The sequence below is a fragment of the Brachybacterium huguangmaarense genome (assembly GCF_025725725.1).
Classification (GTDB): domain Bacteria; phylum Actinomycetota; class Actinomycetes; order Actinomycetales; family Dermabacteraceae; genus Brachybacterium; species Brachybacterium huguangmaarense.
Genome location: NZ_CP107020.1, coordinates 3,076,649 through 3,100,922 on the forward strand (window position 1 = coordinate 3,076,649; position 24,274 = coordinate 3,100,922).

Here is a 24,274-nt window from a genome sequence, read left to right on the forward strand (position 1 = left end):
CGCGGCGCGCCCACCGCTAGGATCACGGCCATGCCCGACGCCACCGCATCGTCCTCGTCCGCCGCGCCCGACTTCGATCTCGTCCTCGCCGGGTCGGGGCTGGGCGTGTACACGCTCGCCCGTGCCTTCCACGAGGAGTACGGGGTGGTCGCGACCGTCGTCACGAAGATCGCGGTCGAGGCGATGCGGCGCTCGGTCGCGTGCAACGTGATCGAGCTGGGGGCGCGGGCCGACGAGGACGACATGGTCGCCCGCCTCGTGTCGCTGGCCGAGGAGCGCGGCGGTCGGCGGCCCCAGCTCCTGCTGGCCAACGCGGACTCCGTGATCCAGATGATGAGCGACCACCGCGAGCCCCTCGCCGCGCACTACGTGATGCCGATCCTCGACGCCGACGTCCTCGAGCGCCTCTCGGACAAGGCCGAGTTCGCGCTCGCGTGCGCCGAGCACGGCGTCGCGACCCCGGTCACGGAGATCGTCGACGTCGCGGACGCCCGCGGCACCTCGTGGACGCCGCCCGCGACCCGGATCCCCTTCCCCGTCGTGGTCAAGGCGGCGCGCACCGCCGACATGGCGCACGTGCGCTTCGCGGGCAAGAAGAAGGTGTGGTTCGTCGAGTCGGCCGCCGAGCTCGACGAGCTGCTGCGCACGATCGCACGCGCGGGGTACACGGGCCGCGTGGTGGTCCAGGAGCTCGTGCCCGGGGACGACACGACCGAGTGCTCGATCACGGCGTACACCGACCGCCACGGCCGGGTGACGCTGCTGTGCTCGGCTCGCGTGCTGCTGGGCGAGCACACCCCCGACGCCCTCGGGCGGCCCGCGGCGATGATCACGACCCCGCTCCCGGAGGCGCTCGAGCAGGCCCGGCGCCTGCTCGAGGCCACCGGGTACCGCGGTTTCGCGAACTTCGACGTCAAGGAGGACCCGCGCGACGGGTCCCTCAAGTTCTTCGAGGTCAACCCCCGCATCGGCCGCAACAACTTCTACGTCACCGCGGCCGGGGCGAACATCTCCCGCTTCGTCGTGGCCGACGCGATCGAGGATCGTGAGATCGAGCCCGTGACCGAGGTCGACGAGATCCTCTACTCGCTCGTGCCCACCCCGCTCCTGCTGCGCTACGTGCGCGACCGCGGCATGCGTCGCTGGGTGCGCCGGGTCGCGCGGCGCGGGGTCGAGAACCCGTGGGCCTACCCGGCCGACGGGCTGTGGGCCCGCGGCTACGCCGCCACGGTCGCGCTCAACCACGTCCGGAAGTTCCTGCGCTACTACCCGCGCCCCACCGACACCGGGTTCTGAGGGGCGGCTCGCCGCCTCACGGCGCGGGCGTCTGCCTCGCGAAGGCCGGGGCGAGCTCCTTGTGCGCGCGCAGCACGGTCTGCCGGGCGAGCTCGGTGAGGGAGTCGGTCAGGCGCTCGTCGGCGCGGAAGCCGTGCTGGTCGTAGATGACCGACAGCTCGGTGCAGCCGAGCACGACCGTGCCGGCGCCGAGGGCGACCGCCTCGGCGACGCAGCGCTCGAACAGGCCGCGGTCCACGGGCCGGTTCGCCTTGACCTGGTCGTAGATGAGCGTGTTGATCCGCGCCTGCAGCTCGCCGTCCGGCACGAGGGCGCGGAGCCCGCGCGCCTCGAGGGCGTCCTGGTAGACGCGGGCGTGGATGTTGCCCTCGGTCGCGAACACGGCCACCGTGCCCCCCGCGCCGACGCTCTGCGCGGCGACCTCGACCGTCGCGTCGACGATGCTCACGAACGGCACCGAGGTGACCGCCTCGATCCGGCGCACGAAGTGGTGGGCGGTGTTGCACGGCAGGACGAGCAGGCCCACGCCCGCGCGCTCGAGCATCGCGGCGTCGCGGGCGAGCACGGGGCCGGGGTCCGCGGCGGACTCGTCGAGGATGTGCGCGGTGCGGTCGGGGGTCGTCGAGTGCTGGGACACCAGCAGGTCCAGGTGCTCCTGGTCGCTCGCGGCGTCGGTGGCCCGCACCAGCAGGTCCAGGAACACGGCGGTGGCGGCGGGGCCGAGGCCTCCCAGCACGCCGACCACGGGCGCCCTCCAGGTGCCGTCGACGCGCGCGCCCTCGGCGCCGCCCGCGCTCACGGGCGGGCGTCCTCGACCGGCGCCGCCACGTCCTCGGGGCCCACGGGCTCGGGATGGTAGTGACGACGGAACTTGCGCACGTAGTTGGCCATCGCGGCCGCGATGTGGGCCCAGCGTCGCGGGCTGCGCTCCACGCCGCGGTAGACGAGGGGGTTGGCGACGCGCCGCGCGGCGAGCACCCGGCGCAGCTGGGCGCGCGCGTCGGGCAGCGTCGTGTAGTGCTTGACGAGGGCGACGGGCACCACCGTGTACAGCACCTCGGGCTGGTCCTGCACGATCTCGGGCAGCTCGCCGTCGGCCACCGGCGGCAGTCCCCCGCCGATGTGCTCGTCGACGTACCAGGTCACGGGGTTGTGGCCTCCCGCGGTGACGTAGTAGTTCGAGCGGCCCAGGCGGGGGTTGAGCTCGAAGAACTTGGTGCGGCCGTCGCGCGGGTCGAACTTGAGGTCGAAGTTGGCGTACCCGGTCCAGCCCAGCTCGGTGCACAGCCGCTGCGCCTGATCGACCATGGCAGGGTCGGTCCCCGTGATGATCGCGGCGGGGTTGCCGATCGCCCCGGGGCTGTGCTCCTCGAGCAGGGTGCGTCCCCACGAGGCGAAGCGCACCCGGGACTGCTCGTCGCAGTAGCAGGTGAGGATGCGCATGTTCTGGTCGTCGCCGGGGATGCGGTCCTGGACGATCACGCTGCTGCGGTAGCCGGACCCGCGGATCGCGCGCAGCAGGGCGATCAGCTCCTCGGGGGAGGCGACCGTGTGCACCTTCTGCTTGCCCGGGAACGAGATCTGCTTCCACGCCGAGACGTCCGCGGGCTTGGCGATCACCGGGAAGGTGAACGGGACCTCGAGGGCCGGGTCGACGTCGTCGGCGAGGTCGACGATGCGGGTCGCGGGATGGTCCACGCCGAGCCGCTCGCACAGCGCCGTGAAGTTCTGCTTCTCGGTGCCCGCGCGGAAGGTCTCGAGATCGACGTACGGCACGACCCAGCGGTCGTCGAGCACGTCGGTCTCGTCGCGCACGCGGATGATGGGCTTGACCGTCGCGTCGGCCGAGCCGAGCAGGATGAGGCGGCCGTGCGCGATCCGCCCGGCGATGTCCGCGAGCACGGGCGCGAGCGCCTCGTGGTCGAAGGGGTCGTCGCAGTGCACGTTCACGGTGATCGCGCTGTCGGTCACGTGCCAGCCGGCGAGGCGGGAGACGATGACCGTCCGGATCCCGTAGGCCTCGTGGAAGGCCCGCGCGAGGGAGTAGGCGCCGATGTCGCCGCCGACGACGACGGGCGTGAGAGCGGGCGCGGGCGAGGTCGCGGAGGCGGCAGCTGACATGCCGGCCAGTGTATCGACGGCGCCCTGCGCGCCGAGGGACGCCCGGCCGCCGTCACGGCCGCTGTGGCGCCCTCGACACCTCCCGGCCGCCTCCCTACCCTGTGGACATGACCACCGACACGTTCTCCCTGTCCTCGAGCGCGACCCCCTCCGGCTCGGTCGTCGCCGCCGCCCAGCTGGCCCCGGAGCTCGACGGCTCCTCGACCTCGCCGGACCTGACCTGGGGCGGCGCGCCCGAGGGGACCCGCAGCTTCGCGGTCACGTGCTACGACCCGGACGCCCCCACGGGCTCCGGCTTCTGGCACTGGGTGGCCTGGGACATCCCGGCCGACGCCACCGCGCTGCCGCTCGGCGTCGAGCGCGACGCGGAGGACATCGCACAGGCCGTCAACGACTTCGGCCGCCGCGGCTACGACGGCCCCAACCCGCCGGCGGGCGCCCCGCACCGCTACATGTTCACGGTGCACGCCCTGCCCGTGGCCTCCCTCGGCGTCGACCCGGACGCGCCGCACGTCCAGGCGCGCTTCGCGATCTTCAGCCAGCAGCTCGACTCGGCCTCGTTCACGGCCACGTACCAGGTGGCGCCGGAGGCCTGAGGCGGACCCCTGTATCAGGTCGCGGGCTGATCCGACAGGGGGCTCACTCCGTGAAATGTCCGGGGCGCACCGGAGGGACGCGGCGGCGCCGGGCCCCTACGCTCGAAGCATGACCGCACTTCCTCTGGGCACGACGGCGAGGACGCTCTCGCCGGCACCCGCCACGGTCCTCCCCTCCTCCGCCGATCCCCGCCCCCTCAAGGTGCTGCTGACGACCGACTGGTGGGAGCCCACCGTCAACGGCGTCGTCGCGAGCGTGACCACGCTCAAGCGCGAGCTCGAGCTCCTGGGCTGCGAGGTGCGTGTGCTGACGCTGGCCGAGGGCCTGCGCTCGACGCACGCCGACGGCGTGTACCGCCTCGGCTCCGTCTCCGCCTCGATCTTCTACGACCGGGCGCGCATCGGCGCCCTGAGCAGCGACGCGATCCGCCGCGAGATCCTGCGGTGGGGGCCCGACATCGTGCACTCCAACTGCGAGTTCTCCACCTATCTGTGGGCCAAGCGGCTCTCCCGGGACCTCGGGGTGCCGATCGTGCACACGTACCACACGATCTACGAGGACTACACGCACTACTACTCGCCGAGCCGCACGATGGGCAAGAAGGCCGTCGCGGCCTTCTCCCGCAAGCTGCTGGCCGGCACCGACGCCGTCATCGCGCCGACCACCAAGGTGAGCGCGCTGCTCGCGGGCTACGGCGTGCGCCGCCCCATCCACGTGGTCCCGACCGGCCTCGACCTGCGCCGCTTCCGGCCCGCCCGGACCGTCGCCGAGCGCGAGGACGCGCAGGCCCTGCGGCGCGAGCTGCGCATCCCCGAGACGCACCGCGTGCTCGTCTCCGTGTGCCGTCTGGCCAAGGAGAAGAACATCGAGGAGGTGCTGCGCAACGTCGCGGCGGCGCGCCGCACCGACTGCACCCTCGTGCTCGTGGGCGACGGCCCGATCCGCGCCGACGCCGAGCGCCTCGCCGAGCAGCTGGGCATCGGCGAGGACGTGCGCTTCGTCGGCTGCGTCGACCCCGCCCAGATCCCCCGCTACTACCGCCTGGGCGACGTGTTCGTCTCGGCCTCCCTCTCGGAGACCCAGGGCCTGACCTTCATCGAGGCCCTCGCGTGCGGCCTGCCGCTGCTGTGCCGGCGCGACCCCTCGCTCGCGGGCGTGGTGCTCGACGGCATCACGGGCTGGCAGTACGAGGAGGCCGGCGAGTTCGCCTACCGGCTGTCCGACCTGCTCGACCACGACGCCGATCGCGCCCGCATGTCGCGGTCCGCGGCGGCGCATGCCCACGAGACGTGCGGCTCGGATGCCTTCGGGCGCGGGGCGCTCGAGGTCTACCGCGACGTGATCGCGGCGCGACGTCCGGCTCGCGCCGCCGCGTGAGACCTGCGACCGGTCCCGCGACGATGCTCCTCACCCGCACCCGCCTCCCCGCCACGGGAGTGGATCGCCTCCGCGCCCGGGCGACCGCCGTGCTCGATGCCGTCCTGGGCCGGTTGCCGCGCCGTGCCGCCCCTCCCGCTGAGGCGCCCGACCGCCCCCTGAGGGTCCTGATCCCCCGCGGCCTGGCGCGCCTGGCCACCCAGTCGGGCATCGGCGAGGCCATGCGCCACCAGCGCACTGCCGTCGAGGCCCTCGGCCACACGGTCGTGACCGATCCGCTCGGGCCCTTCGACGTCGTGCATCTCAACACGCCCTTCCCCGACACGCCGCTGCTCGCGCGCTGGGCGCGGCTGCGGGGACGGCCGGCCCTCGTCTGGGCCCACTCGACCGAGGAGGACTTCCGGGACTCCTTCACCGGGTCCAACGTGCTCGCCCCGTGGTTCCGTCGATGGATCGCCTGGATCTACCGCAGCGGCGACGCGGTGCTGACGCCCACCGCCTACGCGCGCTCGCTCATCGTGCGGCCCGCCTACGGGCTGCGTCGCAACATCCACGTGCTGTCCAACGGGGTGGACACCGCCTTCTTCTCCCCGGACGCGTCAGCGCGCACGCGCCTGCGCGAGCAGCTCGGCCTCGGGGCCGAGGCCCCCGTGGTGATGAGCGTGGGGCTGCAGATGGTGCGCAAGGGCATCCTGGACTGGGTGGAGGTCGCGCGGGCGCTGCCCGAGGTCACGTTCGTCTGGTACGGGCACACCGACGCCCGCATGATCACGCGGGACGTGGCCGCCGCGATCGAGGGCGCCCCGGCCAACTGCCTCTTCCCCGGCTACGTGCACCCCTCCGTGCTGCGTGACGCCTACCGCGGCGCCGACGCCTTCTGCTTCCTCACCCAGGAGGAGACGGAGGGGATCGTGCTGCTCGAGGCGCTCGCCTGCTGCGCTCCCGTCGTGGTGCGTGACATCCCCATCTACCGCGACTGGCTGCCCGACGGCGAGGTCACCCACATGGTGCACGGCCGCGGCGCGGAGGTCGTCGAGGAGATGGTCACGCGCCTGCGGGATCTGCTGGACGGACGCCTGCCCGACCTGACGGCGGCGGGGCGCCGCGCCGCCGAGGAGGTCGACCTGCACCGCGTCGCCGAGCGGCTCGGCGAGATCTACGCGATCGAGGGCGTCCGCCCCCGGTGACCCGACCGGGGAGGCCGCCAGGTGCCCGCCCCGGCGGGCCCCGGCCTCAGGACCGGCGCGGCCGCCACAGCACGAGGGCGCCGGCCTGCTGACGCTCGGGCCGCTGGCCGCGGCTCAGCGAGGTCACCTGCCCGTCGCTGTCGGCGGCGAACACACGGCGCGCCGAGGCGGGGCTCAGCTGCTGCTCGACGGCCCGCTGGACGGCGCCGAGCTGCTCGTGCATGGCGCGCACCTGGTCCTCGAGCTCGAGGATGCGCTTGATGCCGGCGAGGTTGATGCCCTCCTCCTGCGACAGACGCTGCACCTGACGGAGCTTGGCGACGTCGCGCGCGCTGTAGCGGCGGCCTCGTCCCGCGGAGCGGCTCGGCGTCACGAGCCCGAGCCGGTCGTACTGGCGGAGGGTCTGCGGGTGCATCCCCGACAGCTCCGCCGCCACGGAGATGACGAACACGGGGGCGTGCTCGTCGAATCCCTGCGTCGGTGTCATCACCGCTCACCTCCCTCCTGGGGGCGGAACCGCGTGGTCACGGCTCCCGTGGTCCGCCGGTCACCTCGCCGCGTCGGCGGCGAGCGAGGCCCGCGGGTTCTCGTCCTCCTGCGCCGCGCGCAGCTGCTCGACGGCCGCGCGGGTCGCATCGTCGAGGTGGGCGGGCACCGTCACCTCGAGGGTCGCCAGCAGGTCGCCGGTGCCCTTCGAGGTCGTGATCCCCTTGCCCTTGGCGCGCAGGGTGCGGCCCGACGGCGTGCCGGCCGGCACCTTCATGCGCACCGTGCCGCCGTCGAGACGGGGCACCTCGACGGTCGTGCCGAGCACGGCCTCGTCGTAGCGCACCGGGACGGTCACCCGCAGGTCGTTGCCGTCGAGCGAGAAAACGGGGTGGGGGGTGACGGAGATCGTGAGGATCAGGTCGCCCGCCTCGCCGCCGTTCGCGGACGGCTGGCCCTTGCCGCGCAGACGGATCTTCTGGCCGTCGCGCACCCCGGCCGGCGTGCGCGTGGTGACCGAGCGGCCGCCGACGCTGAGGCGGATCTCGGTTCCGAGCGCCGCCTCGCGGAAGCTCAGGGTGGTCCGGGCCGAGAGGTCCTGGCCCTTGGCGGGGGCGGTGTAGCCGCCGCCCGCACCGCCGAACCCTCCGCCGCCGAAGCTGCCGGCGCCCCGACCCCCGCCGCCGAACATGGAGAAGATGTCCTCCATGTTGGGGCTGCCCTGAGCACCGCCCTGACCGCCGAAGCGGACCCGGGCACCGCCCTGGCCGCCGCCGCCGAACATGGCCGAGAACATGTCCTCGAAGCCCTCGGCGCCGGCTGCGCCGCCGGGGCCCGAGGAGAAGCGGGCGCCGCCGGAGCCCATCGCGCGGATCGCGTCGTACTGCTGGCGCTGCTCGGGGTCGTTGAGCACCCCGTAGGCCTCGCCGACCGCCTTGAAGCGGTCCTCGGCGTCCTTGTCGCCGGGGTGGCGGTCCGGGTGCAGCTGCTTGGCCTTCTTCCGGTACGCCTTCTTGATCTCCTGGGCGCTCGCGTCCTTCGAGACACCGAGCACCGCGTAGAAGTCCTTGTCGAGCCAGTCCTGTCCGGACATCGTCGGCGCCTCCCTTCGGATGCGTGGTCGTGGTGGTCATCATGTCGGTGGGGCCGCCGGGGAGGCGGCGATGCGGGTCGAGGCCCGCGGAGCGCGACGGCGGACCGTCCGGCAGCTGGACTGCGCGAACGATCCGCCGTCGTCGCTCAGGGGAGGCGTCGCGCCGGGGCGAGCTCCCCGCAGGGGGTCACTGCGGGCCGTAGGTGGCCACGCGGGCGGGCCGCAGCACGCGGTCCTTCATGCGGTAGCCGGGCTGCAGGACCGTCTTGATGGTGTTGGTCTCGACGTCCGCGGAGTCCTCGTGCAGGAGGGCCTCGTGGATGGTCGGGTCGAACACCTCGCCCGGGGCGCCGAAGCGCTCCATGCCGTGAGCGGCCAGGGCGTCCTCGAGCTTCGCGGCGATCGACGCGAACGGGGTGCCCTCGGCGAGGTCTCCGTGCTGACGCGCGAGCTCGAGATCGTCCAGGACCCCGATCAGCGAGGTCAGGACGCGACCGACGGCGGCCTCGGTCGACACGACCGCGCTCGCCTCGATCCGGCGCCGGGAGTTGACGTACTCGGCCTGGGAGCGCTTGAGCTCCTCCTCGAGATCGGCCACCTGGCCCTCGAGCTCGACGACCCGCTCCGAGACGACCTCGGCGCCGTCGCCGGAGGCGGCATCGGCGAAGAGCTTCGCCGCCTCGGCGTCGATCGGGTCCTCGGGCTCCTGCTCGGACCCGGGGGCCGGGGCGTCCGACGGACGGACGCTGCCGTCCGTCGGATCGACCCGGCGCTTGTCCGAGAAGGAGAACCGCGGCTCGTCCCGGCCGGCGCCGGAGCCGTCGCGCGGCTCCTGCTCCGGGGTGGGGCTGCTCTGGTCCTCGGTCACTTGTCCTCCTCGTCGTCCACGATCTCGGCGTCGACCACGTCATCGTCCGAGGACGAGCCGGTCGTGCCGGCCTGCTCGCCGTCGGCCCCCGGCGCCGCCTGGGCGTCGCCCTGCTGGGAGTAGATGGCGGTGCCGACCTTCTGCAGCGCCTCGTTCAGGGCGTCGCGCGTGGACTCGAGCTCGTCCTTGGACGCGTCCTCGTTCGCCAGGGTCTCCTTGGCGGCCTTGATCGCGTCCTCGGCGCCGGTCTTGTCGCCGTCCGGCACCTTGTCGCCGTTGTCCTTCAGGAGCTTCTCGCCCTGGTAGACGAGCTGCTCGAGGGTGTTGCGGGCGTCGGCCAGGTCGCGGCGCTCCTGGTCCTCGGCCGCGTGGGCCTCGGCGTCCTTGATCATCTGGTCGATGTCGTCCTTGGAGAGGGCCGACCCGCCGGTGATCTGGATGGACTGCTCGTTGCCCGTGCCGCGGTCCTTGGCGGAGACGTGCACGATGCCGTTGGAGTCGATGTCGAACGTGACCTCGATCTGCGGGATGCCACGGGGAGCCGGGGCGATGCCCGAGAGCTCGAAGGTGCCCAGCAGCTTGTTGTCACGGGTGAACTGACGCTCGCCCTGGAAGACCTGGATGGCGACCGACGGCTGGTTGTCCTCGGCCGTCGAGAAGACCTCGGAGGTCTTGGTCGGGATGGCCGCGTTGCGCTCGATGAGCTTGGTCATCACGCCGCCCTTGGTCTCGATGCCGAGGGAGAGCGGGGTGACGTCCATGAGCAGGACGTCCTTGCGCTCGCCACGGATCACCGCCGCCTGGAGGGCCGCGCCGATGGCGACGACCTCGTCGGGGTTGACGCCCTTGTTGGGCTCCTTGCCGGTGAGCTCCTTGACCTCCTCGGAGACCGCGGGCATACGGGTCGAGCCGCCGACGAGGACCACGTGGTCGATGTCGGAGACCTTGATCCCGGCGTCCTTGATCACCTGGTGGAAGGGGGCCTTGGTGCGCTCGAGCAGGTCCGAGGTCATCTCCTCGAAGTGCGAGCGGGTCAGCTTCTCGTCGAGGTGCAGCGGACCGTTCTCGGTCATCGACAGGTACTGGAGGGAGATGTTGGTCGACGTGGCCGACGACAGCTCCTTCTTGGCCTGCTCGGCGGCCTCCTTGAGGCGCTGCAGGGCGATGCGGTCCTTGGAGAGGTCCACGCCGTCCTTCGCCTTGACCTGCGAGATCAGCCAGTCGACGATCTTCTGGTCCCAGTCGTCGCCGCCGAGGCGGTTGTCGCCCGCGGTCGCCTGGACCTGGATGGTCGAGCCGTCCTCGTCCTTGGAGACCTCGAGCAGGGACACGTCGAAGGTGCCGCCGCCCAGGTCGAAGACCAGGATCTGCTCGTCGTCCTTGCCCTTCTCGAGGCCGTAGGCGAGGGCCGCGGCGGTGGGCTCGTTGATGATGCGCAGGACGTTGAGGCCCGCGATCTGGCCCGCGTCCTTGGTCGCCTGACGCTCGGAGTCCGAGAAGTAGGCGGGGACGGTGATGACCGCATCGGTAACGGGCTCGCCGAGGTACGCCTCGGCGTCGCGCTTGAGCTTGCCCAGGATGCGAGCGGAGATCTCCTGGGGGGTGTACTTCTTGTCGTCGATCTCCTTGGTCCAGTCGGTGCCCATGTGGCGCTTGACGGACGAGATGGTGCGATCGACGTTGGTGACGGCCTGACGCTTGGCGACCTCGCCGACGAGGACCTCCCCCTGCTTGGAGAAGGCGACGACGGACGGGGTGGTGCGGGTGCCCTCCGCGTTGGCGATGACGGTGGGCTGGCCACCCTCGAGGACGGCCACGCACGAGTTGGTGGTGCCGAGGTCGATTCCGACGACACGGGACATGTGTGCCTGCCTTTCTGCGGCGGATGCGCCGCGAACGATGTCGGTGGTGCCGCCCGGCGCGGGATCGGGTCGGGCGGGCTCGATGCCCACCCGACGGGACTGTCCCCGCCGTGCGACTCCGCCGGCCGCCGGGGCCGGCGGCAAGACGTGAGCTGCTTCGGCTCAAGCAGATACCTCGCGGGTCGAGGTGTCAAACCCCTCGGCATCAAACTTGAGTACATACGACTCAACTACAGGGGTGGGCGGAGTATTCCGGATGGGTGCACGAGTGACGGGGGTCACATTCCCAGCTGCGGCTGCTCGCTCAACTGGGCCAGTTCTGACGTTCTTGGCCAGTGCGAGTCACATCTCTCGCCGACGTCAGACGGGCACGATGGACGTGTCGGCGGGCACGAGGTGCTCCTCCGGTGCTACCACCGTCGCCGGCGACGAGGTCGCGACGACGTGAGAGGCGGTAGGTGGAGATCCGATCATCAGGGATCCGCCCGACATCGATGGACGGCGCCTCTAGAGTCATGGGGGTGGCCGGCCGAACCGAAGAACCGAGACTGACTGAGCACAACGGCACCCTTGGCGCCGCCGCGTTCGCGTCGATGCGAAGCGACCGGCTCTATATCCGTGATCTGGACCTGGTCATCGAGGCACCCGATGGCTCGCCGGCAGGCTGTTGCACGGTGTGGTTGGATCCGGCCAACGGGTGGGCCGAGGTCGAACCGCTGGGCATCGTCCCGGAACACAGGAACCGGGGCCTGGCCCAAGCGCTCGCGCTGGACGCATGCCGTCGAGTCGCGCATCATGGCGGCCACTCCGTTTTCATCAACACTGCGCCGCTGCCGTACTACCGGGCACCGTGGGACGCCTACCTCAAGGCCGGTTTCACCCCGATGGGCCGAGGCATTCGAATGAGTCGGCGAAGCTGAGGAATCGGACAACTCAGCGAGAGTCCGGGCACCGTGCCCAGGTCACGCACCACAGGTGACAGAGCTGTGCTTCTGACAGATCTCGCGGGAACCTCCACTTCTGATCCCACGGCTCCCCGCGCGCCCGAGAGAGGAGCACCGCGCCGCACGTCGCGTCGTCGTCCAGAACGTGCCGGCCCAGGGATCTGGTTAGGCTCCTCGTCATGCCACGACGTGAGTTCGGAATCTTCCTCAACGGCTCGTACGGAGTGGGCAAGTCCTCGACGCTCGATCACCTCACGGACCTCTTCGCCGAGGCCGAGCTGCCGTTCAGCCTCTTCGACGTCGACTGGTTCCACCGCTCATGGCCTCCGGGGTCCGGGGACCCTCGGAACGTCCTGACCGAGGCCGACAACATTCGTGCCGTGTGGAGGAATTACCGCCGGACAGGTCCGCGGACGCCGATCGTCGCAGGCGTGATCGCGAGCCACGCGGACCGTGAGCGCTACACACGGTGTTTCGAGCTCCCTCTTCGAGTCGTGCACCTCACCGCATCGTCGGAGGTGGCAGAACGCCGATTGCGGACCCGGTACACAGAGAGCCAACACCGCGCTCTGACGTGGCACCTCGACGATCACGAACGTCTGGCGCGAGAGCTCCACCGGCTCTCGTCGTACGACCTCGTCGTCGACACGGACCACAGAACACCTGCCGAGGTCGCCGCGCTCGTCTTCGAGACGTTCGCGCCACAGCTGCGCGGCTGAGCCGGCCCCAGCAGCCTCGTTCGCAGTGTCGTGCCGACAGACGAGCCATCGCGGTCGCCTCGGCGGCGCTCCTGAGGATCGTGACGACGTCGCGCGAACCTGAGCGCCGCACCCGAGTGTCGCACCACAGGTCACAGAGCTGCACCCCGACGACTCCCACGAAATCTGCACCACCTGCGCGGCGTCTGTGCTCCCCAGTTCCTCTGTGCCCCGCTGCGGACCGTCGCGTGGGCAGAGGGGTCCGCGAGCGGACTCAAAGGGCCTCATCGCGCGGGCAGGCTCTCGGCCAGACGCGCCCGCCACGGTGCTCTTTCCCGAGGACAAGAGACCGCACATCAGCGTCGATGTCATCTGGGCAACCTGCCGGTGGCACAGCTGGCCATCGCTCGAATACCATCGACCTCGTGCATCTCATGACGGGGGCACGCGGGCCGCGAGGTCCACCCCGTCCCATCCCCTGCCCACGGAGACGTGCACGGGATCGGATGATGCGCCGGCCGACGGCAATGTCGGCATCTCTCCCGGTCATCGCGGCATCGCCGCGCGCTCAGAGATCCAAGGCGCTTCATGTCCTCTGCACGTCACCTCTCACCGTCCGAGCCCGTCATCCGGGCGGTCTCCCTGTCCAAGTCCTATCGTCGTCACCACCAGGATCCCGGGATCCGCGGGGCACTGCATGCCTTCCTAGGTCGTCGCGCCGAGGATCGCCTGGCACTGGCCCCCTCGATCTCGAGGTCGCCCCGGGTGAGGTCGTGGGCCTGCTCGGCCCCAACGGGGCCGGCAAGACCACCCTGGTCAAGCTGTGCTGCGGTCTCATCCGCCCCACCACGGGCACGGTGAACGTGCTCGGGCACGAACCCGCGCGTCGCCGCGCGGAATTCCTGAAGACGATCGCCGTCGTGTTCGGCCAGAAGTCGATGCTGTGGTGGGACGTGCCCACGATCGACTCGATGCTCGTGCACAAGGCGATGTACGGCCTGGACGGGCCGACATACCGCCATCGAGTCGGCGAGCTCACCGAGATCCTGAGCTTGCACGAGATCATCGACGTCCCGGTGCGACGCCTGAGCCTCGGGGAGCGCATGCGATGCGAGCTCGCGCTCTCCCTGCTGCACTCCCCGCGCCTGCTGTTCGCCGACGAACCGACGATCGGCCTCGACGTCACCGCGAAGCAGGCACTGCGGTCGATGCTCACCCGCACCAATGAGGCTCTGGGCACCACGATCGTGGTCACCAGCCACGACATGGACGATGTCGAGGCGCTGTGCCGTCGGATCCTGCTGGTGGCGGGCGGGCAGCTGACGTTCGACGGTGACCTCTCCGGTCTCCGTGCCCGGATCGCGCCCCGCCGCCAGATCCGCACCGTCCTCGACCGGCCGGTGCCGCCGGAGAACCTTCCACCGGGAGCAGTCCTGCGTGACCACGGGGTCGTGAGCATCGAGGCGTCGGAGGAGGAGCTGGAAGGTGCCGTGGCCTCGGTCCTCGCCCTCGGAGGTCTTCGGGACCTCACGGTGCAGGAGGTCGACCTGGACACGATCATGGCCCAGGCGTACACCCAGCAGTCGCGCCCGGGACGGGAGCGACGATGAGCCCCGCGATTATTCCTCCCGGTGGCACGCTTCTCACGACCGGACTGGCCCTGTTCGGACGGGACCTCACCGTGACGCTCACGAACCGGGCCTGGGTGCTGCTTCTCCAGCTGGGCGCGATCACCCCTCCCGTCGTCTCGCTCCTGGTCTGGACGGGCGCGATCGCAAGGGGTGCGACGCCCCCGATACCGGCGGACCGTCTCGTCACCTGGTTCGTCCTGGTCGCGGTGGTCTCGATGGTCACCTCGAGCTGGACGGCCTCGTTCCTCGCCGAGGACATCCGCACCGGCGGGCTCTCGATCTGGCTGGTGCGTCCATGCCCGGCCCTGGCCCACCTCGTGTCCAACAATCTGGCGGAGAAGACGGTGAAGATCGCCGTCCTGCTGCCGATGGTCGCAGCGCTCGGAGCGCTGTTCCGCGACCAGGTGCAGCTGCCCCTGGACCCCTCGGTCTGGCTGGCGGCGCTGGCCGCCCTGGGCTGCGCCGCCGTCCTGGCCTTCGTGCTCGACGTGCTCATCGGCTGCCTGGCCTTCTGGTTCGAGGACGTCGACGGAGTGCAGGGCATCATGAACCTCGCTCAGCGGTTGCTCTCCGGGGCGGTCGTCCCCCTGATGCTCCTGCCCGCGCAGGTGCGAGAAGCGATACGTTTCCAGCCCATCCGCTTCACGCTCGCCTTTCCCCTGGAGATCCTCACGGGCACAGGCACCGCCGATGTCGAGGACTGGCTCGCCATGCTCGGATGGACCGGCGCCTCCCTCGCCCTGCTCACCCTGGTGTGGACGCACGGGGTCCGACGCTATGAGGCGGCCGGCGCATGATCGGGCGCACCTTCTCGTGGTGGCTGGCGTGCTGGCGCCAGGCGATCAGCCGGGATCTCCAGTTCCGCACCCAGACGATCCTCATCGCCCTGGGGGCTGTGGTCGACGTGGCGATCTCCCTGGTGCCCGCCCTGGTCCTCGCCCAGAGCGCTCGAACAGCCGAGAGCGGATGGGACGAGTCCACCGCCGTGCTGGTGGTCGGACTGTTCACGCTGACCACCGCCGTCCTGGACACGGTTGTCGGTCCGAACCTTCTGCGGCTGGACGCAGCCGTGCGCACGGGGGAGCTCGACCTCCTCCTCATCCGGCCGATCCCCGCCGTCGTCACCCTCACCCTGCGATGGATCAGGCCGGCCGAAGCGACCCGCCTACTGGTCGGAGCGGCTCTCGTCCTCGGAGCCCTCTCGATGGTCGGCGGGGCCGTGTCACTCGGCGGAGTCCTCGGCTGCCTGCTGCTCATGGCTCTGGGGACCGGAGCCTGGACCCTGTTCTGGATCAACGCGAGCTTCCTGTCCTTCTGGTGGGCATCCGTCGAACCGGTTCAGGAGGTCATCGGAGCCCTGCGTGAAGCCGGCCAGTACCCGCGGGCTGCGTTCGACCGCCTTCCGCTGCTCGGCTTCACGACACTGGTGCCCGCGCTGCTGATGGCCACGCTTCCGGCGCAGGTGCTGCTGGGCGGAGAACTGGGCGGGCCGCTGCTCGGAGGGGTCGTGGTCGTCGGCGCAGGCGGCCTGGTCACCGCCCTGCACTGGCGTCTGGCCATCCGCCGGTATGACAGTGCGAGCAGCTGAGAGGGGTACCGCAGCCCACGCTCGGCTCTTCCCGGAAACCCACCACTCACAAGCACGCCGATCCTCCCGGCCGGCGTGCCGCGAGTCGCTACGATCCCTGCATGACGCACCGGATCTTCTCCATGCCCGTCGCCGAGGTGTACCCGCACTACGTCGCCAAGGCGGAGCGCAAGGGCCACACCGAGGCCGAGGTCCGCGAGGTCATCACCTGGCTCAGCGGCTTCGACGACACCACCCTCGACGCCCACCTGCGCGAACGCACGAGCTTCGAGGACTTCTTCGCCGCCGCGGTGCTCAACCCGCAGGCCTCGGCGATCACCGGCTCCATCTGCGGGGTGAGGATCCAGGAGATCGAGGATCCCCTCATGTGGCGGATCCGCTGTCTCGACAAGCTCGTCGACGAGGTCGCCGCGGGGCGTCCGATGGAGAAGATCAAGCGCTCCTGAGACAGAGCGTCGACAGGGGCGCCGGCGGTGCCGTCTCAGTCCGCGATGACGAGGTCGAGCACCTCTGCGGCGGGCAGGTCCGCGAGCTCGGCACCCGGGACCAGGAGCTTCGAGCCGCGCACGCCGCCGCCGATCACCACGAGGTCCGCCGCGGCCACGCGCGAGTCCACCAGGACCGGCCAGTCCGCGGGCAGGCCGACCGGCGTGATGCCGCCCGAGGTCATGCCCGCGGCCTGTTCCACCTCGGCCTGGTCGGCGAAGCTGATCCGCCGCGCTCCCAGATGCTTGCGCACCGTGCGGTTGACGTCGGCCCGGTCCGTCGCGAGCACCATCACCGCCGCATGGGTCACGGTCTCACCACGGCGGCCGCACACCACCACGCAGTTGGCCGAGGCCTCGGGGTCCACGCGGTACCGCTCGCAGAAGGCCGCCGTGTCGGCCAGCTCGGGGTCGATCTCGGCGACGCAGGCGCTCGGCACCGCTCCCCCGCCCACCGCCTGGGCGACGGAGGGGGCGAGCAGGTCGGTCGCGTCGGCGGCCGGGATCCAGGTGAGGTCTCCACGTGCATCGGGCATGCCCCGACCCTAGCGAGGGCGGTGGGAGCATGGGGGCATGAGCGCACCGATCGCCGTCGTCGACGGCCACAACGATCTGGCATGGGAGCTGCGCGAGCGCGGCTACGACCTTGAGACCCACGACATCTCCCGCCCTCTCGACGGCTTCCACACCGACCTTCCGCGCCTGCGCCGGGGCGGCGTGCGCGGCCAGTTCTGGTCGGTGTACGTGCCCTCGACGATCGAGGATCCGGTCACCGCGACGCTCGAGCAGATCGACGCGGTCCACGCCCTCATCGAGCGCTTCGGCGACGATCTGCACCTGGCCACACGCCCCGACGACCTCGCGGCCGCCCTCGACGACCGCGCCGACGGCCCGATCGCCTCGATGCTGGGCGCCGAGGGCGGCCATGCGATCGGCGGCTCGCTCGGCGCGCTGCGCTGCCTGCACCGCCTGGGCGTGCGCTACATGACGCTGACCCACAACGAGAACACCGCCTGGGCGGACTCGGCGACCGACGAGCCGCGCCACGGCGGTCTGACGGAGTTCGGTCGCGCCGTGGTCGCCGAGATGAACCGGCTCGGCATGCTCGTGGACCTGTCCCACGTCGCCGAGACCACGATGCGCGACGCGCTCGCGGTGAGCCAGGCGCCCGTCATCTTCTCGCACTCCTCGTGCCGAGCCGTGCGCGACCAGCCGCGCAACGTGCCCGACGACGTGCTCGCCGCCGTCGCGGCCGCAGGCGGCACCTGCATGATCACGTTCGTGCCGCGATTCGTCAGCTCCCGCCCCTCCGCCGATCTGGAGGACGTGGTCGGGCACCTCGAGCACGCCCGCGAGGTCGCCGGGATCGACCACATCGGTCTGGGCGGCGACTACGACGGCACGCCCGACATGCCCCGCAGCCTGGAGGACGTGAGCTGCTACCCCCGACTGTTCGAGGCCCTGCGGGCGCGGCGCTGGAGCGAGGACGATCTCGCCCGCCTCGGCGGGCGCAACATCCTGGCCACGTGGCGCGAGGCGGATACGGTCGCCGCCCGCCTGCACCGCGATCACCCCGTGGACCCGCGCCTGCGACGCCCTTGATCCGCAGCGGCGCCGGCCCTCAGCGCTGGGGGTCCAGCACCACCTTGATGCAGCCGTCCTCCTTCTTCTGGAAGACGTCGTACATCTCCGGGGCCTGGGACAGGCCCACCCGATGGGTCACGAGGTCGGCGACCCCGAGCGGGTCGGAGGGATCGGAGACGAGCGGCATCAGGTCGTCGATCCAGCGGCGGACGTTGCACTGGCCCATGCGCAGCGCGATGCCCTTGTCGAACATGCGCATCATCGGGAGCGGATCGGCCATGCCGCCGTACACGCCGGACAGCGACACGGTGCCACCGCGGCGCACCGCCGCGAGCGCGGTCTCGAGGGCGGCGAGCCGGTCCACGCCCGCCCGCTGCATGAGCGGCGCGGCGAGCGCGTCGGGCAGCAGCCCGGCAGCTCTCTGCACGGCGCCCGCGACCGGCGAGCCGTGGGCCTCCATCCCGACCGCGTCGAGCACGGCGTCGGCGCCGCGACCGTCGGTCAGCTCGCGCAGGCGCTCCACGGTGGCCTCGTCGTCGATCGTCTCGACGCCGTGCCGCTGCGCCATGGCCCGCCGCTCGGGCACCGGGTCGACGCCGATCACCCGCGCCCCGAGGTGCCGTGCGATCCGGGCCGCGAACTGGCCGACCGGTCCGAGACCGAGCACGGCCAGCGTGTCGTCCGCCCCGACGCCCGCGTACCGGACGCCCTGCCAGGCGGTGGGCAGGATGTCGGAGAGGAACAGGTACTGCTCATCGGGCCCCTCGTGAGGAACGACGACGGGGCCGTAGTCGGCGTGGGGCACGCGCAGGTACTGCGCCTGGCCGCCGGGCACCGAGCCGTAGAGCCGGGAGTAGCCGAACAGCGCCGCGCCGCTCTCGTACTGCGTGACCTGGGTGGTCTCGCACTGGGACTGCAGGCCGCGCCGGCACATCCAGCAGTGCCCGCACGCGATCGTGAACGGGATGACCACGCGGTCGCCGACGGACAGGCCGGTGACGTCGTCGCCGATCTCCTCGACGATGCCCATCGGCTCATGGCCCACGACATCGCCCGGGTCCATGAAGGGGCCGAGCACGGAATACAGATGCAGGTCGGAGCCGCAGATGGCGGTCGAGGTGATGCGGACGATCGCGTCCGTGGGCTCCTCGATGCGGGGGTCCGGCACCTCCTCGACGCTCATGGTCCGGGGGGCCTGCCAGGTGACTGCGCGCATGTCCTGCTCCTCCTCGTGGGTCGGGCCGTCGTCTCGACCCTGCCACAACCGACCTCCGCCGAGGGCGGGACCGACCGGACGGTCGCCGTCCCGACTGTCGGGGGGTGGATCTAGCGTCGGCGTCCTCGATGAGCACAGATCCCGGCCCCGTCGCCGGCCGACCAGAGGAGGGCCCATGCTCCACGACTCACGAGGCGAGGACGCCGCCGTCGACCGCGAACGGATCCGACGTCGGCTCCTGCGCCGTCGACCGTCGCTGCGCCATCGCCTGTTCACCGGGCCCAGCGGAGCGCTCACGATCCCGGTGAGCGGCGCGCGTGCCATCGAGATCGGCCGCATGCGCCGCAGCGGCGTGTCGCGCTGGGTCGTCGTCGAGCCGATGGAGGACGGCGCGGCGGTGCACGAGCCCGCCTCCCTCGAGGACTGCGTGCGCATCGTCCTGGTGGCCCTCGCGCGCCGGCGGCCGGTCGGCACGGGTAAGCCGGGGCGCAGCGGCGCCGTACCGCCTTCCGGCCGGTAGTGTGATGCACGACACCCGAGACGGGGAGGGGTCATGGGCACGGACGAGAGCACGACGACATCACCGACCGCCGGGCGCAAGGCGCAGCAGCCCGAGGCCGCTCCTCCGATCGTCGGCCGCGCAGCCTTCGACGAAGCGCTCGAGGCTCAGGTGCTCCTGGACAAGGAGGCCACCCACGCGAGCGATCGTGCCGCGGCGGCGCGTCGGCGCCTGCCCATGGTGGAGGTCGAGGACTACGTCCTCACCGGCCGTGACGGCCCGGTCCGGCTCTCCTCGCTCTTCGGCGAGCACTACCTGCTGCTCGTCCAGAACTTCATGTTCGCGCCCGACTGGGAGGAGGGCTGCCCGTCGTGCACGTGGGCGGTGGACAACCTCCCGGCGAACATGGGGCGCCTGGAGGAGGAGGAGGGCATAGCGTTCGCCCTGATCTCCCAGGCCCCCGTCTCGCGGCTCGAGGCCTGGAGGACACGCCACGGCTGGCCGCACACCTGGGTCTCGTCGGGGTCGACCACCTACCACGACGACTGGAACTGGACCCTGCACGCGGAGGACCCGGACTCCGGCGGCTACGCGGGCCCCGTGCCGGGCTATTCGTACTACCTCAAGAAGGACGGCCGGGTGTTCCTCACCTATGCGACCCGCCAGCGCGGCACGGAGGCCATCCTGCCGGTCGCGCACATCATGGATCGCGCCGTGTACGGGCGGCAGCAGGACTTCGAGGACAGCCCGAGCGGCTGGCCCCAGTACCCGACGTACGGCTGAGGGCGCCGCCCCGAGACGACGAAGGCCCCGTGCCCGGGCGAACGGGGCACGGAGCCTCCGGCTCGCGAGGCACGCGGCCCCGCGAGGGGCGACGGGGCGCGCGGCCCCGTCGTCGGTCCTCAGCGCACGGACGGCTTGCGCGTCTCGGCGCCCACGAACCAGGCCTGCTGCTCGAGCTGGTGGATGTAGTCGTGCAGGATGTCGGCCGAGGTCGGGTCGGCCTCGTCGACCGCGTCGTGCACGCGGCGCATCGTGGCGGTGGTCGCCTCGATCGACTTCACGACCAGGTCGATCGCGTCGTGGGTGTAGATCTCGCCCTGCGGGAGCTCGGGGAGCGTGGTGGTCGCGGCGACCACGGACGGCCGGCCGTCGGGCGTCGCGTGCAGGGCGCGCAGGCGCTCGGCGATATCGTCGGAGCCCTCGCGGGCGACCCCCACGACCTCGTCGAGGTTCAGGTGCAGGTCGCGGAAGTTCGGGCCGACGATGTTCCAGTGGGCCTGCTTGCCCACGAGGTGCAGCGCCACCAGGTCCACCAGGACAGCCTGGAGGTTGTCGGCGAGCGTCGCGTCGGCGGTGAAGCCGTTCTCCGCGTTCTCGCGGTCGGTCAGGGTCGCGCCGTGGTTCTCGGGAAGCGTCACGTCGGTGTCGGTCATCGCAGTGTCCTTTCATCCGGTCGGATCGACGGTCTCGGGCGGATCCTGTCATGGCGTCCGCCCCCGTCGGGGTGCCTCCAGCATACCCCGACTCAGACGTTTTTTGGACTCAGTCCAGATTAGGGTGACCTGACCTCGTCCCTCTGCACGCCTGTGACCTGCATGTTCTTCAGACGACCCGCACACGGACCATCAGGTCGCTCAGGCTGGACTTACCGAGCCCGAGGACGCGCCGGTGTCCCTCGCCGCGTCCGGAGTCCTCAGCCGACCGCCCGTCGCACGAGCTCGGCCACCCGCCGGCGGACCTCGTCGCTCGCGTGCAGCAGCGCGAACTCCTTGGCCCACATGTCACCGTCGTCGAGCCGCGCCATGTCGTTGAAGCCGAGCGTCGCGTAGCGGTCCTTGAACTTCGCGGCGGGCTTGAAGAACACGATCGCCTTGCCGTCGCCCGCGTGCCAGGCCGGGAAGCCGTACCAGGTCTTCTTGAGCAGCTGCGGCGCGGCGTCCGCGACCGCCCGCTCGACGAGCTCGGCGAGCTCGCGGTCCTCACCCTCCATGCCCGCGATCGCGTCGGCCAGGGCCTGGGCCTCCGCCTCCTGCTTCGCCGCTCCCGTGGCGGTGCGCGAGCGCCGGAGCTCCGTCCCGCGCTGCTTCATCGCCGCGCGCTCCTCGTCGCTGAAGCGCCCGTCCTCGTCCGTCCCCGTGTCAGCCATGGACCCTCCTCGTCTCGGGCCGCCGCCGGCGGCAGCAGATGGCGACGATTATGCGCTCGCCAGGAAACGCGGAAGCCATACCTGCTCCCAGTCGGTGATCTCCTGGGTCATGGTGCCGGTCCGGGCGGGCATGGTGCGGGTGACCCAGTAGGCGCCGAGGCTGTCGCGCTCGAGGAGCCCGTAGTCCACGAGCTCGCGTCGCAGGTAGGCCACGTCGTCATGCAGCACGCCGAGGATCTCGCCGACCTCCGCCTCGGAGTAGACGTCCCCCGGGGCGAAGCGCGCGAGCAGCTCGAGCATGACCGCGAAGCGCGCCCGGCGCCGGCTCGGGATCTGCACGAGCCGACCCTCCCGCAGGAACGGCCGGATCAGACGCTCGTGCTGGACTCGCGCCGCCACGGGATCCGGCTCGGCACGCGGCGCGGCGGGCGGCGAGATCAGCTCGCCGCGGGGATCGGTCGCACGCTCGGCGAGCAGGGCGGCGCGTGCGGCGGTGTAGTTCTCGCCCGTCTGCCCCATACGGGCACGGACGAGCTGCTTGAAGTCGCTGTTGCGGGTCATGGCGGTCACCTCGCACCGATCGGCATCCCCAGCATGCGACGGCGCGCGGACGCGTCATGGACTCGAGCCGATCCGAGGATGCTCTCCCCTTCGCCGCTGCGCTCGGGCTGGGGCCGAGGCGCGGGCTGGGCGACGGATCATCGCCGGGCCCGAGCCTCGCACGCGTCCAGCCCCCGGTCAAGCCTTTCCCGGGGCACCTGCCGCGGTGTCGGCGGAGCCGGGTCAGCGGGCCCGGCGCGCCATCACCGAATGCACGTGCCAGTGCTTCTTCTCGCCGTCGAAGGACCGGCCGTCCTCGTCGCGGACCTCGCGGCGCACGATGTGCAGGCCCTCGAACATCGCGTCGATCTGCTCGAGGGAGAGCGTCGCGATCTCCTCGTTCTCGACCCAGGTGTCCTTGTCGCCGAAGAGGTCGACCGCGATCACCCCGCCCGCCTTCACCGCCGCCCGCAGGCGCTCCCAGACGGTCGGCAGCGCATCGCCGAGCATCGGCAGGGAGTACGCGGCGAACACGGCGTCCACCGCGGGGAACTCCTCGACCTCGGCCACGTCGCCGTGGCGGAAGTAGACGGTCCCGGGCATGCGGGTGTTCTCGACGAGGCGCGAGGCGAGGGTGTCATCGGTGTCATAGGCGTACACGGTCCAGCCGTGCCGTGCGAACTCGAGGGCGTCGGCCCCACCGCCCGCGCCGATCTCCAGGACCGTGCGTCCCGGACCGTCCCCTCCGGCGGCAGCGATCACGCGGGAGACCTGCCGCCGCGCAGGGCGCCCCGCCGCCGACACGTTGTACGCGTGCCAATCGATCAGGGGTGCAATAGTCATGCCTCCACACTGTCCTCCCCGGCCGGTGATGTCCACGTCGGGCGCTACGCCCGCGGCGAACCTGCCCCCGGATGACGCCGGATGACGTCACCATGGCGCCGCCCGCCGGGCCGGCGCCTAGGATCGCCCGGTGACGACCAGCACGGAGAACCCAGCCCCAGAGCCCCAGCCCGAGCCGAGCCCGCGCGAGGCGGACGGCGTCCGGATCGTCGAGCTGACCGCCGATGAGGCCTCGACCGTGCGGACGGTCATGCAGGCGGCGTTCGCCGAGTACACGACGCCCGACTTCTCCTACGGCACCGAGGACGAGACGGATGCCTCGATCGCCGAGGAGCTGCGGAGCGGCGGCCGGGCGATCGCCGTGCTCGAGCACGGCGATCCGGTCGCGGTCGCCAAGCTCCATCCGGAGGAGAGGACCGGGCTGCTGTACTTCTGGCGGGTCGCGGTGCTCCCGTCCCGTCGCGGCCGCGGCCACGCCGACCGGATGATCGACTGGATCACGGCGACGGCGCGCGCCGAGGGGTACGACGGGATCGCCTGCAATGTAGTGCCGCGCCATCGGGGCCTGGTCGCCGTGTACGCGCGCCACGGCATGGCCGACCTCGGCGAGGTCACCGTCCCGCTGCACAGCGGCACCGGGGACGACATCACGCTCGTGCGCCTCGAGCGGCGCTGGCGTCCCCCGCACGAGGTGCGCGAGCTCGGCCCCGACGACGCCGCCGTCCTGCGCGACGTGCTGCAGGACGCGTTCGCCCAGTACGAGCACACCGAGGCGCCCTCGGGCGCGATGCTCGAGACCGTCGACTCGCTGCGCGAGGACCTCGCCGGTCGCATGCGGGCGGTCTCGATCCTGGTCGAGGGCCGCGTCGTCGCCGCGATGAAGCTGCGGGTCACACGGGACCGGGCGCTCGAGATGTCCCGGGTCGCCGTGATCGTGGACGAGCGCGGCCGCGGCTGGGCGCGTCTGCTCGTCGGATGGGCCTGGGGCGAGGCCGAGCGGCTCGGACTGCGCGCGGTCGGCTGCACGGTGCGCGCCGAGGAGGCCGGGCTGATCGCGATGTACGAGCACCTCGGGCTCGCCGTCACCGCGCACGGCGTGCATCAGAGCCTGACCGGGAGGCCCCATCAGGTGGTGCAGATGCGCGGCCGTCTGGCCGCCGGCCTCCCCGCCGGGGCCGTGCGCCCCGAACGTCGCTCGGACTCCTAGGAT

At 71.6% G+C, this 24,274-nt stretch carries 26 protein-coding genes; 14 read left to right on the forward strand and 12 right to left on the reverse strand.

What is annotated here, in order from left to right; all coding sequences use genetic code 11:
- Positions 1-30 precede the first annotated feature (30 nt).
- Positions 31-1,296: a carboxylate--amine ligase gene (locus BRM3_RS14175; protein ID WP_263593938.1), complete on the forward strand. Its 1,266-nt coding sequence runs from the start codon at positions 31-33 to the stop codon at positions 1,294-1,296.
- A gap of 16 nt (positions 1,297-1,312) precedes the next feature.
- Here BRM3_RS14175 and BRM3_RS14180 read toward each other — a convergent pair whose 3' ends face one another.
- A complete protein-coding gene (locus BRM3_RS14180; RefSeq protein ID WP_263593939.1) occupies positions 1,313-2,095 on the reverse strand; it encodes a cysteate racemase in 783 nt (260 codons plus the stop codon).
- Positions 2,092-3,417, reverse strand: a complete 1,326-nt coding sequence (locus BRM3_RS14185) for a carboxylate--amine ligase (protein WP_263593940.1) — start codon at positions 3,415-3,417, stop codon at positions 2,092-2,094. Before BRM3_RS14185 ends, BRM3_RS14180 begins: the two co-directional genes overlap by 4 nt.
- A 107-nt stretch (positions 3,418-3,524) precedes the next feature.
- On the opposite strand from BRM3_RS14185, the gene BRM3_RS14190 reads away from it, so the two are divergent.
- From BRM3_RS14190 to BRM3_RS14200, 3 genes are all read left to right on the forward strand, one after another.
- Entirely contained in the window at positions 3,525-4,013 is a 489-nt protein-coding gene (locus tag BRM3_RS14190; RefSeq protein ID WP_263593941.1) for a YbhB/YbcL family Raf kinase inhibitor-like protein, read from the forward strand.
- Positions 4,014-4,122: 109 nt separating this feature from the next.
- Positions 4,123-5,391, forward strand: a complete 1,269-nt coding sequence (locus BRM3_RS14195) for a glycosyltransferase family 4 protein (RefSeq protein WP_263593942.1) — start codon at positions 4,123-4,125, stop codon at positions 5,389-5,391.
- A 23-nt stretch (positions 5,392-5,414) separates the two neighbouring features.
- Positions 5,415-6,578: a glycosyltransferase family 4 protein gene (locus BRM3_RS14200; protein ID WP_263593943.1), complete on the forward strand. Its 1,164-nt coding sequence runs from the start codon at positions 5,415-5,417 to the stop codon at positions 6,576-6,578.
- Between the two features lie 46 nt (positions 6,579-6,624).
- Here the strand turns inward: BRM3_RS14200 and BRM3_RS14205 are convergent, their stop codons facing one another.
- The 4 genes from BRM3_RS14205 to dnaK all read right to left on the reverse strand — a co-directional run bounded on the left by BRM3_RS14205 (position 6,625) and on the right by dnaK (position 10,887).
- Positions 6,625-7,065, reverse strand: a complete 441-nt coding sequence (locus tag BRM3_RS14205) for a heat shock protein transcriptional repressor HspR (protein WP_263593944.1) — start codon at positions 7,063-7,065, stop codon at positions 6,625-6,627.
- 60 nt (positions 7,066-7,125) lie between these two features.
- Positions 7,126-8,157, reverse strand: coding sequence for a DnaJ C-terminal domain-containing protein (locus BRM3_RS14210; protein WP_263593945.1), 1,032 nt, complete (start codon positions 8,155-8,157; stop codon positions 7,126-7,128).
- A gap of 187 nt (positions 8,158-8,344) precedes the next feature.
- Positions 8,345-9,025, reverse strand: a complete 681-nt coding sequence (locus BRM3_RS14215) for a nucleotide exchange factor GrpE (protein WP_263593946.1) — start codon at positions 9,023-9,025, stop codon at positions 8,345-8,347.
- Positions 9,022-10,887 (reverse strand): molecular chaperone DnaK, encoded by a 1,866-nt coding sequence (gene dnaK / locus BRM3_RS14220; RefSeq protein WP_263593947.1) that lies wholly within the window; start codon positions 10,885-10,887, stop codon positions 9,022-9,024. The genes BRM3_RS14215 and dnaK overlap by 4 nt, the downstream gene beginning before the upstream one ends.
- A gap of 521 nt (positions 10,888-11,408) precedes the next feature.
- Between dnaK and BRM3_RS14225 the strand changes: the two genes are divergently transcribed.
- The 6 genes from BRM3_RS14225 (at position 11,409) to BRM3_RS14250 (ending at position 16,194) form a co-directional block, all read left to right on the forward strand.
- On the forward strand, positions 11,409-11,807 hold the full coding sequence (locus BRM3_RS14225; RefSeq protein ID WP_263593948.1) for a GNAT family N-acetyltransferase: 399 nt from the start codon (positions 11,409-11,411) through the stop codon (positions 11,805-11,807).
- Between the two features lie 203 nt (positions 11,808-12,010).
- Positions 12,011-12,550 carry a phosphotransferase-like protein gene (locus tag BRM3_RS14230; RefSeq protein WP_263593949.1) on the forward strand — a complete coding sequence of 180 codons (540 nt, stop codon included), beginning with the start codon at positions 12,011-12,013 and terminating at the stop codon, positions 12,548-12,550.
- Between the two features lie 752 nt (positions 12,551-13,302).
- Positions 13,303-14,139 (forward strand): ABC transporter ATP-binding protein, encoded by an 837-nt coding sequence (locus tag BRM3_RS14235; protein WP_263593950.1) that lies wholly within the window; start codon positions 13,303-13,305, stop codon positions 14,137-14,139.
- A complete protein-coding gene (locus BRM3_RS14240; RefSeq protein WP_263593951.1) occupies positions 14,136-14,957 on the forward strand; it encodes an ABC transporter permease in 822 nt (273 codons plus the stop codon). Before BRM3_RS14235 ends, BRM3_RS14240 begins: the two co-directional genes overlap by 4 nt.
- A complete protein-coding gene (locus BRM3_RS14245; RefSeq protein WP_263593952.1) occupies positions 14,954-15,748 on the forward strand; it encodes an ABC-2 family transporter protein in 795 nt (264 codons plus the stop codon). The genes BRM3_RS14240 and BRM3_RS14245 overlap by 4 nt, the downstream gene beginning before the upstream one ends.
- Positions 15,749-15,849: 101 nt before the next feature.
- On the forward strand, positions 15,850-16,194 hold the full coding sequence (locus BRM3_RS14250; protein WP_263593953.1) for a DUF2200 domain-containing protein: 345 nt from the start codon (positions 15,850-15,852) through the stop codon (positions 16,192-16,194).
- 35 nt (positions 16,195-16,229) lie between these two features.
- Here BRM3_RS14250 and BRM3_RS14255 read toward each other — a convergent pair whose 3' ends face one another.
- Positions 16,230-16,769: a YbaK/EbsC family protein gene (locus BRM3_RS14255; protein WP_263593954.1), complete on the reverse strand. Its 540-nt coding sequence runs from the start codon at positions 16,767-16,769 to the stop codon at positions 16,230-16,232.
- A gap of 37 nt (positions 16,770-16,806) precedes the next feature.
- On the opposite strand from BRM3_RS14255, the gene BRM3_RS14260 reads away from it, so the two are divergent.
- Positions 16,807-17,835: a dipeptidase gene (locus BRM3_RS14260; protein ID WP_263593955.1), complete on the forward strand. Its 1,029-nt coding sequence runs from the start codon at positions 16,807-16,809 to the stop codon at positions 17,833-17,835.
- Positions 17,836-17,854: 19 nt separating this feature from the next.
- Here the strand turns inward: BRM3_RS14260 and BRM3_RS14265 are convergent, their stop codons facing one another.
- Entirely contained in the window at positions 17,855-19,033 is a 1,179-nt protein-coding gene (locus BRM3_RS14265) for a zinc-dependent alcohol dehydrogenase (RefSeq protein ID WP_263593956.1), read from the reverse strand.
- A 175-nt stretch (positions 19,034-19,208) separates the two neighbouring features.
- On the opposite strand from BRM3_RS14265, the gene BRM3_RS14270 reads away from it, so the two are divergent.
- Both BRM3_RS14270 and BRM3_RS14275 read left to right on the forward strand, forming a co-directional pair.
- Complete coding sequence (locus BRM3_RS14270) at positions 19,209-19,553, forward strand: hypothetical protein (RefSeq protein ID WP_263593957.1); 345 nt, start codon at positions 19,209-19,211, stop codon at positions 19,551-19,553.
- A 33-nt stretch (positions 19,554-19,586) separates the two neighbouring features.
- Positions 19,587-20,315, forward strand: coding sequence for a DUF899 domain-containing protein (locus BRM3_RS14275; protein ID WP_263593958.1), 729 nt, complete (start codon positions 19,587-19,589; stop codon positions 20,313-20,315).
- 119 nt (positions 20,316-20,434) lie between these two features.
- Here the strand turns inward: BRM3_RS14275 and BRM3_RS14280 are convergent, their stop codons facing one another.
- The 4 genes from BRM3_RS14280 to BRM3_RS14295 form a co-directional block, all read right to left on the reverse strand.
- Entirely contained in the window at positions 20,435-20,968 is a 534-nt protein-coding gene (locus BRM3_RS14280; RefSeq protein ID WP_263593959.1) for a Dps family protein, read from the reverse strand.
- Positions 20,969-21,228: 260 nt separating this feature from the next.
- The gene (locus BRM3_RS14285) at positions 21,229-21,681 is read right to left on the reverse strand and encodes a hypothetical protein (RefSeq protein ID WP_263593960.1); all 453 of its coding nucleotides are present in this window, start codon (positions 21,679-21,681) and stop codon (positions 21,229-21,231) included.
- A gap of 48 nt (positions 21,682-21,729) precedes the next feature.
- On the reverse strand, positions 21,730-22,242 hold the full coding sequence (locus tag BRM3_RS14290) for a DUF2087 domain-containing protein (RefSeq protein ID WP_263593961.1): 513 nt from the start codon (positions 22,240-22,242) through the stop codon (positions 21,730-21,732).
- A gap of 222 nt (positions 22,243-22,464) precedes the next feature.
- On the reverse strand, positions 22,465-23,064 hold the full coding sequence (locus tag BRM3_RS14295) for a class I SAM-dependent methyltransferase (RefSeq protein WP_263593962.1): 600 nt from the start codon (positions 23,062-23,064) through the stop codon (positions 22,465-22,467).
- 130 nt (positions 23,065-23,194) lie between these two features.
- On the opposite strand from BRM3_RS14295, the gene BRM3_RS14300 reads away from it, so the two are divergent.
- Entirely contained in the window at positions 23,195-24,271 is a 1,077-nt protein-coding gene (locus BRM3_RS14300; RefSeq protein ID WP_263593963.1) for a GNAT family N-acetyltransferase, read from the forward strand.
- Positions 24,272-24,274: the final 3 nt, after the last annotated feature.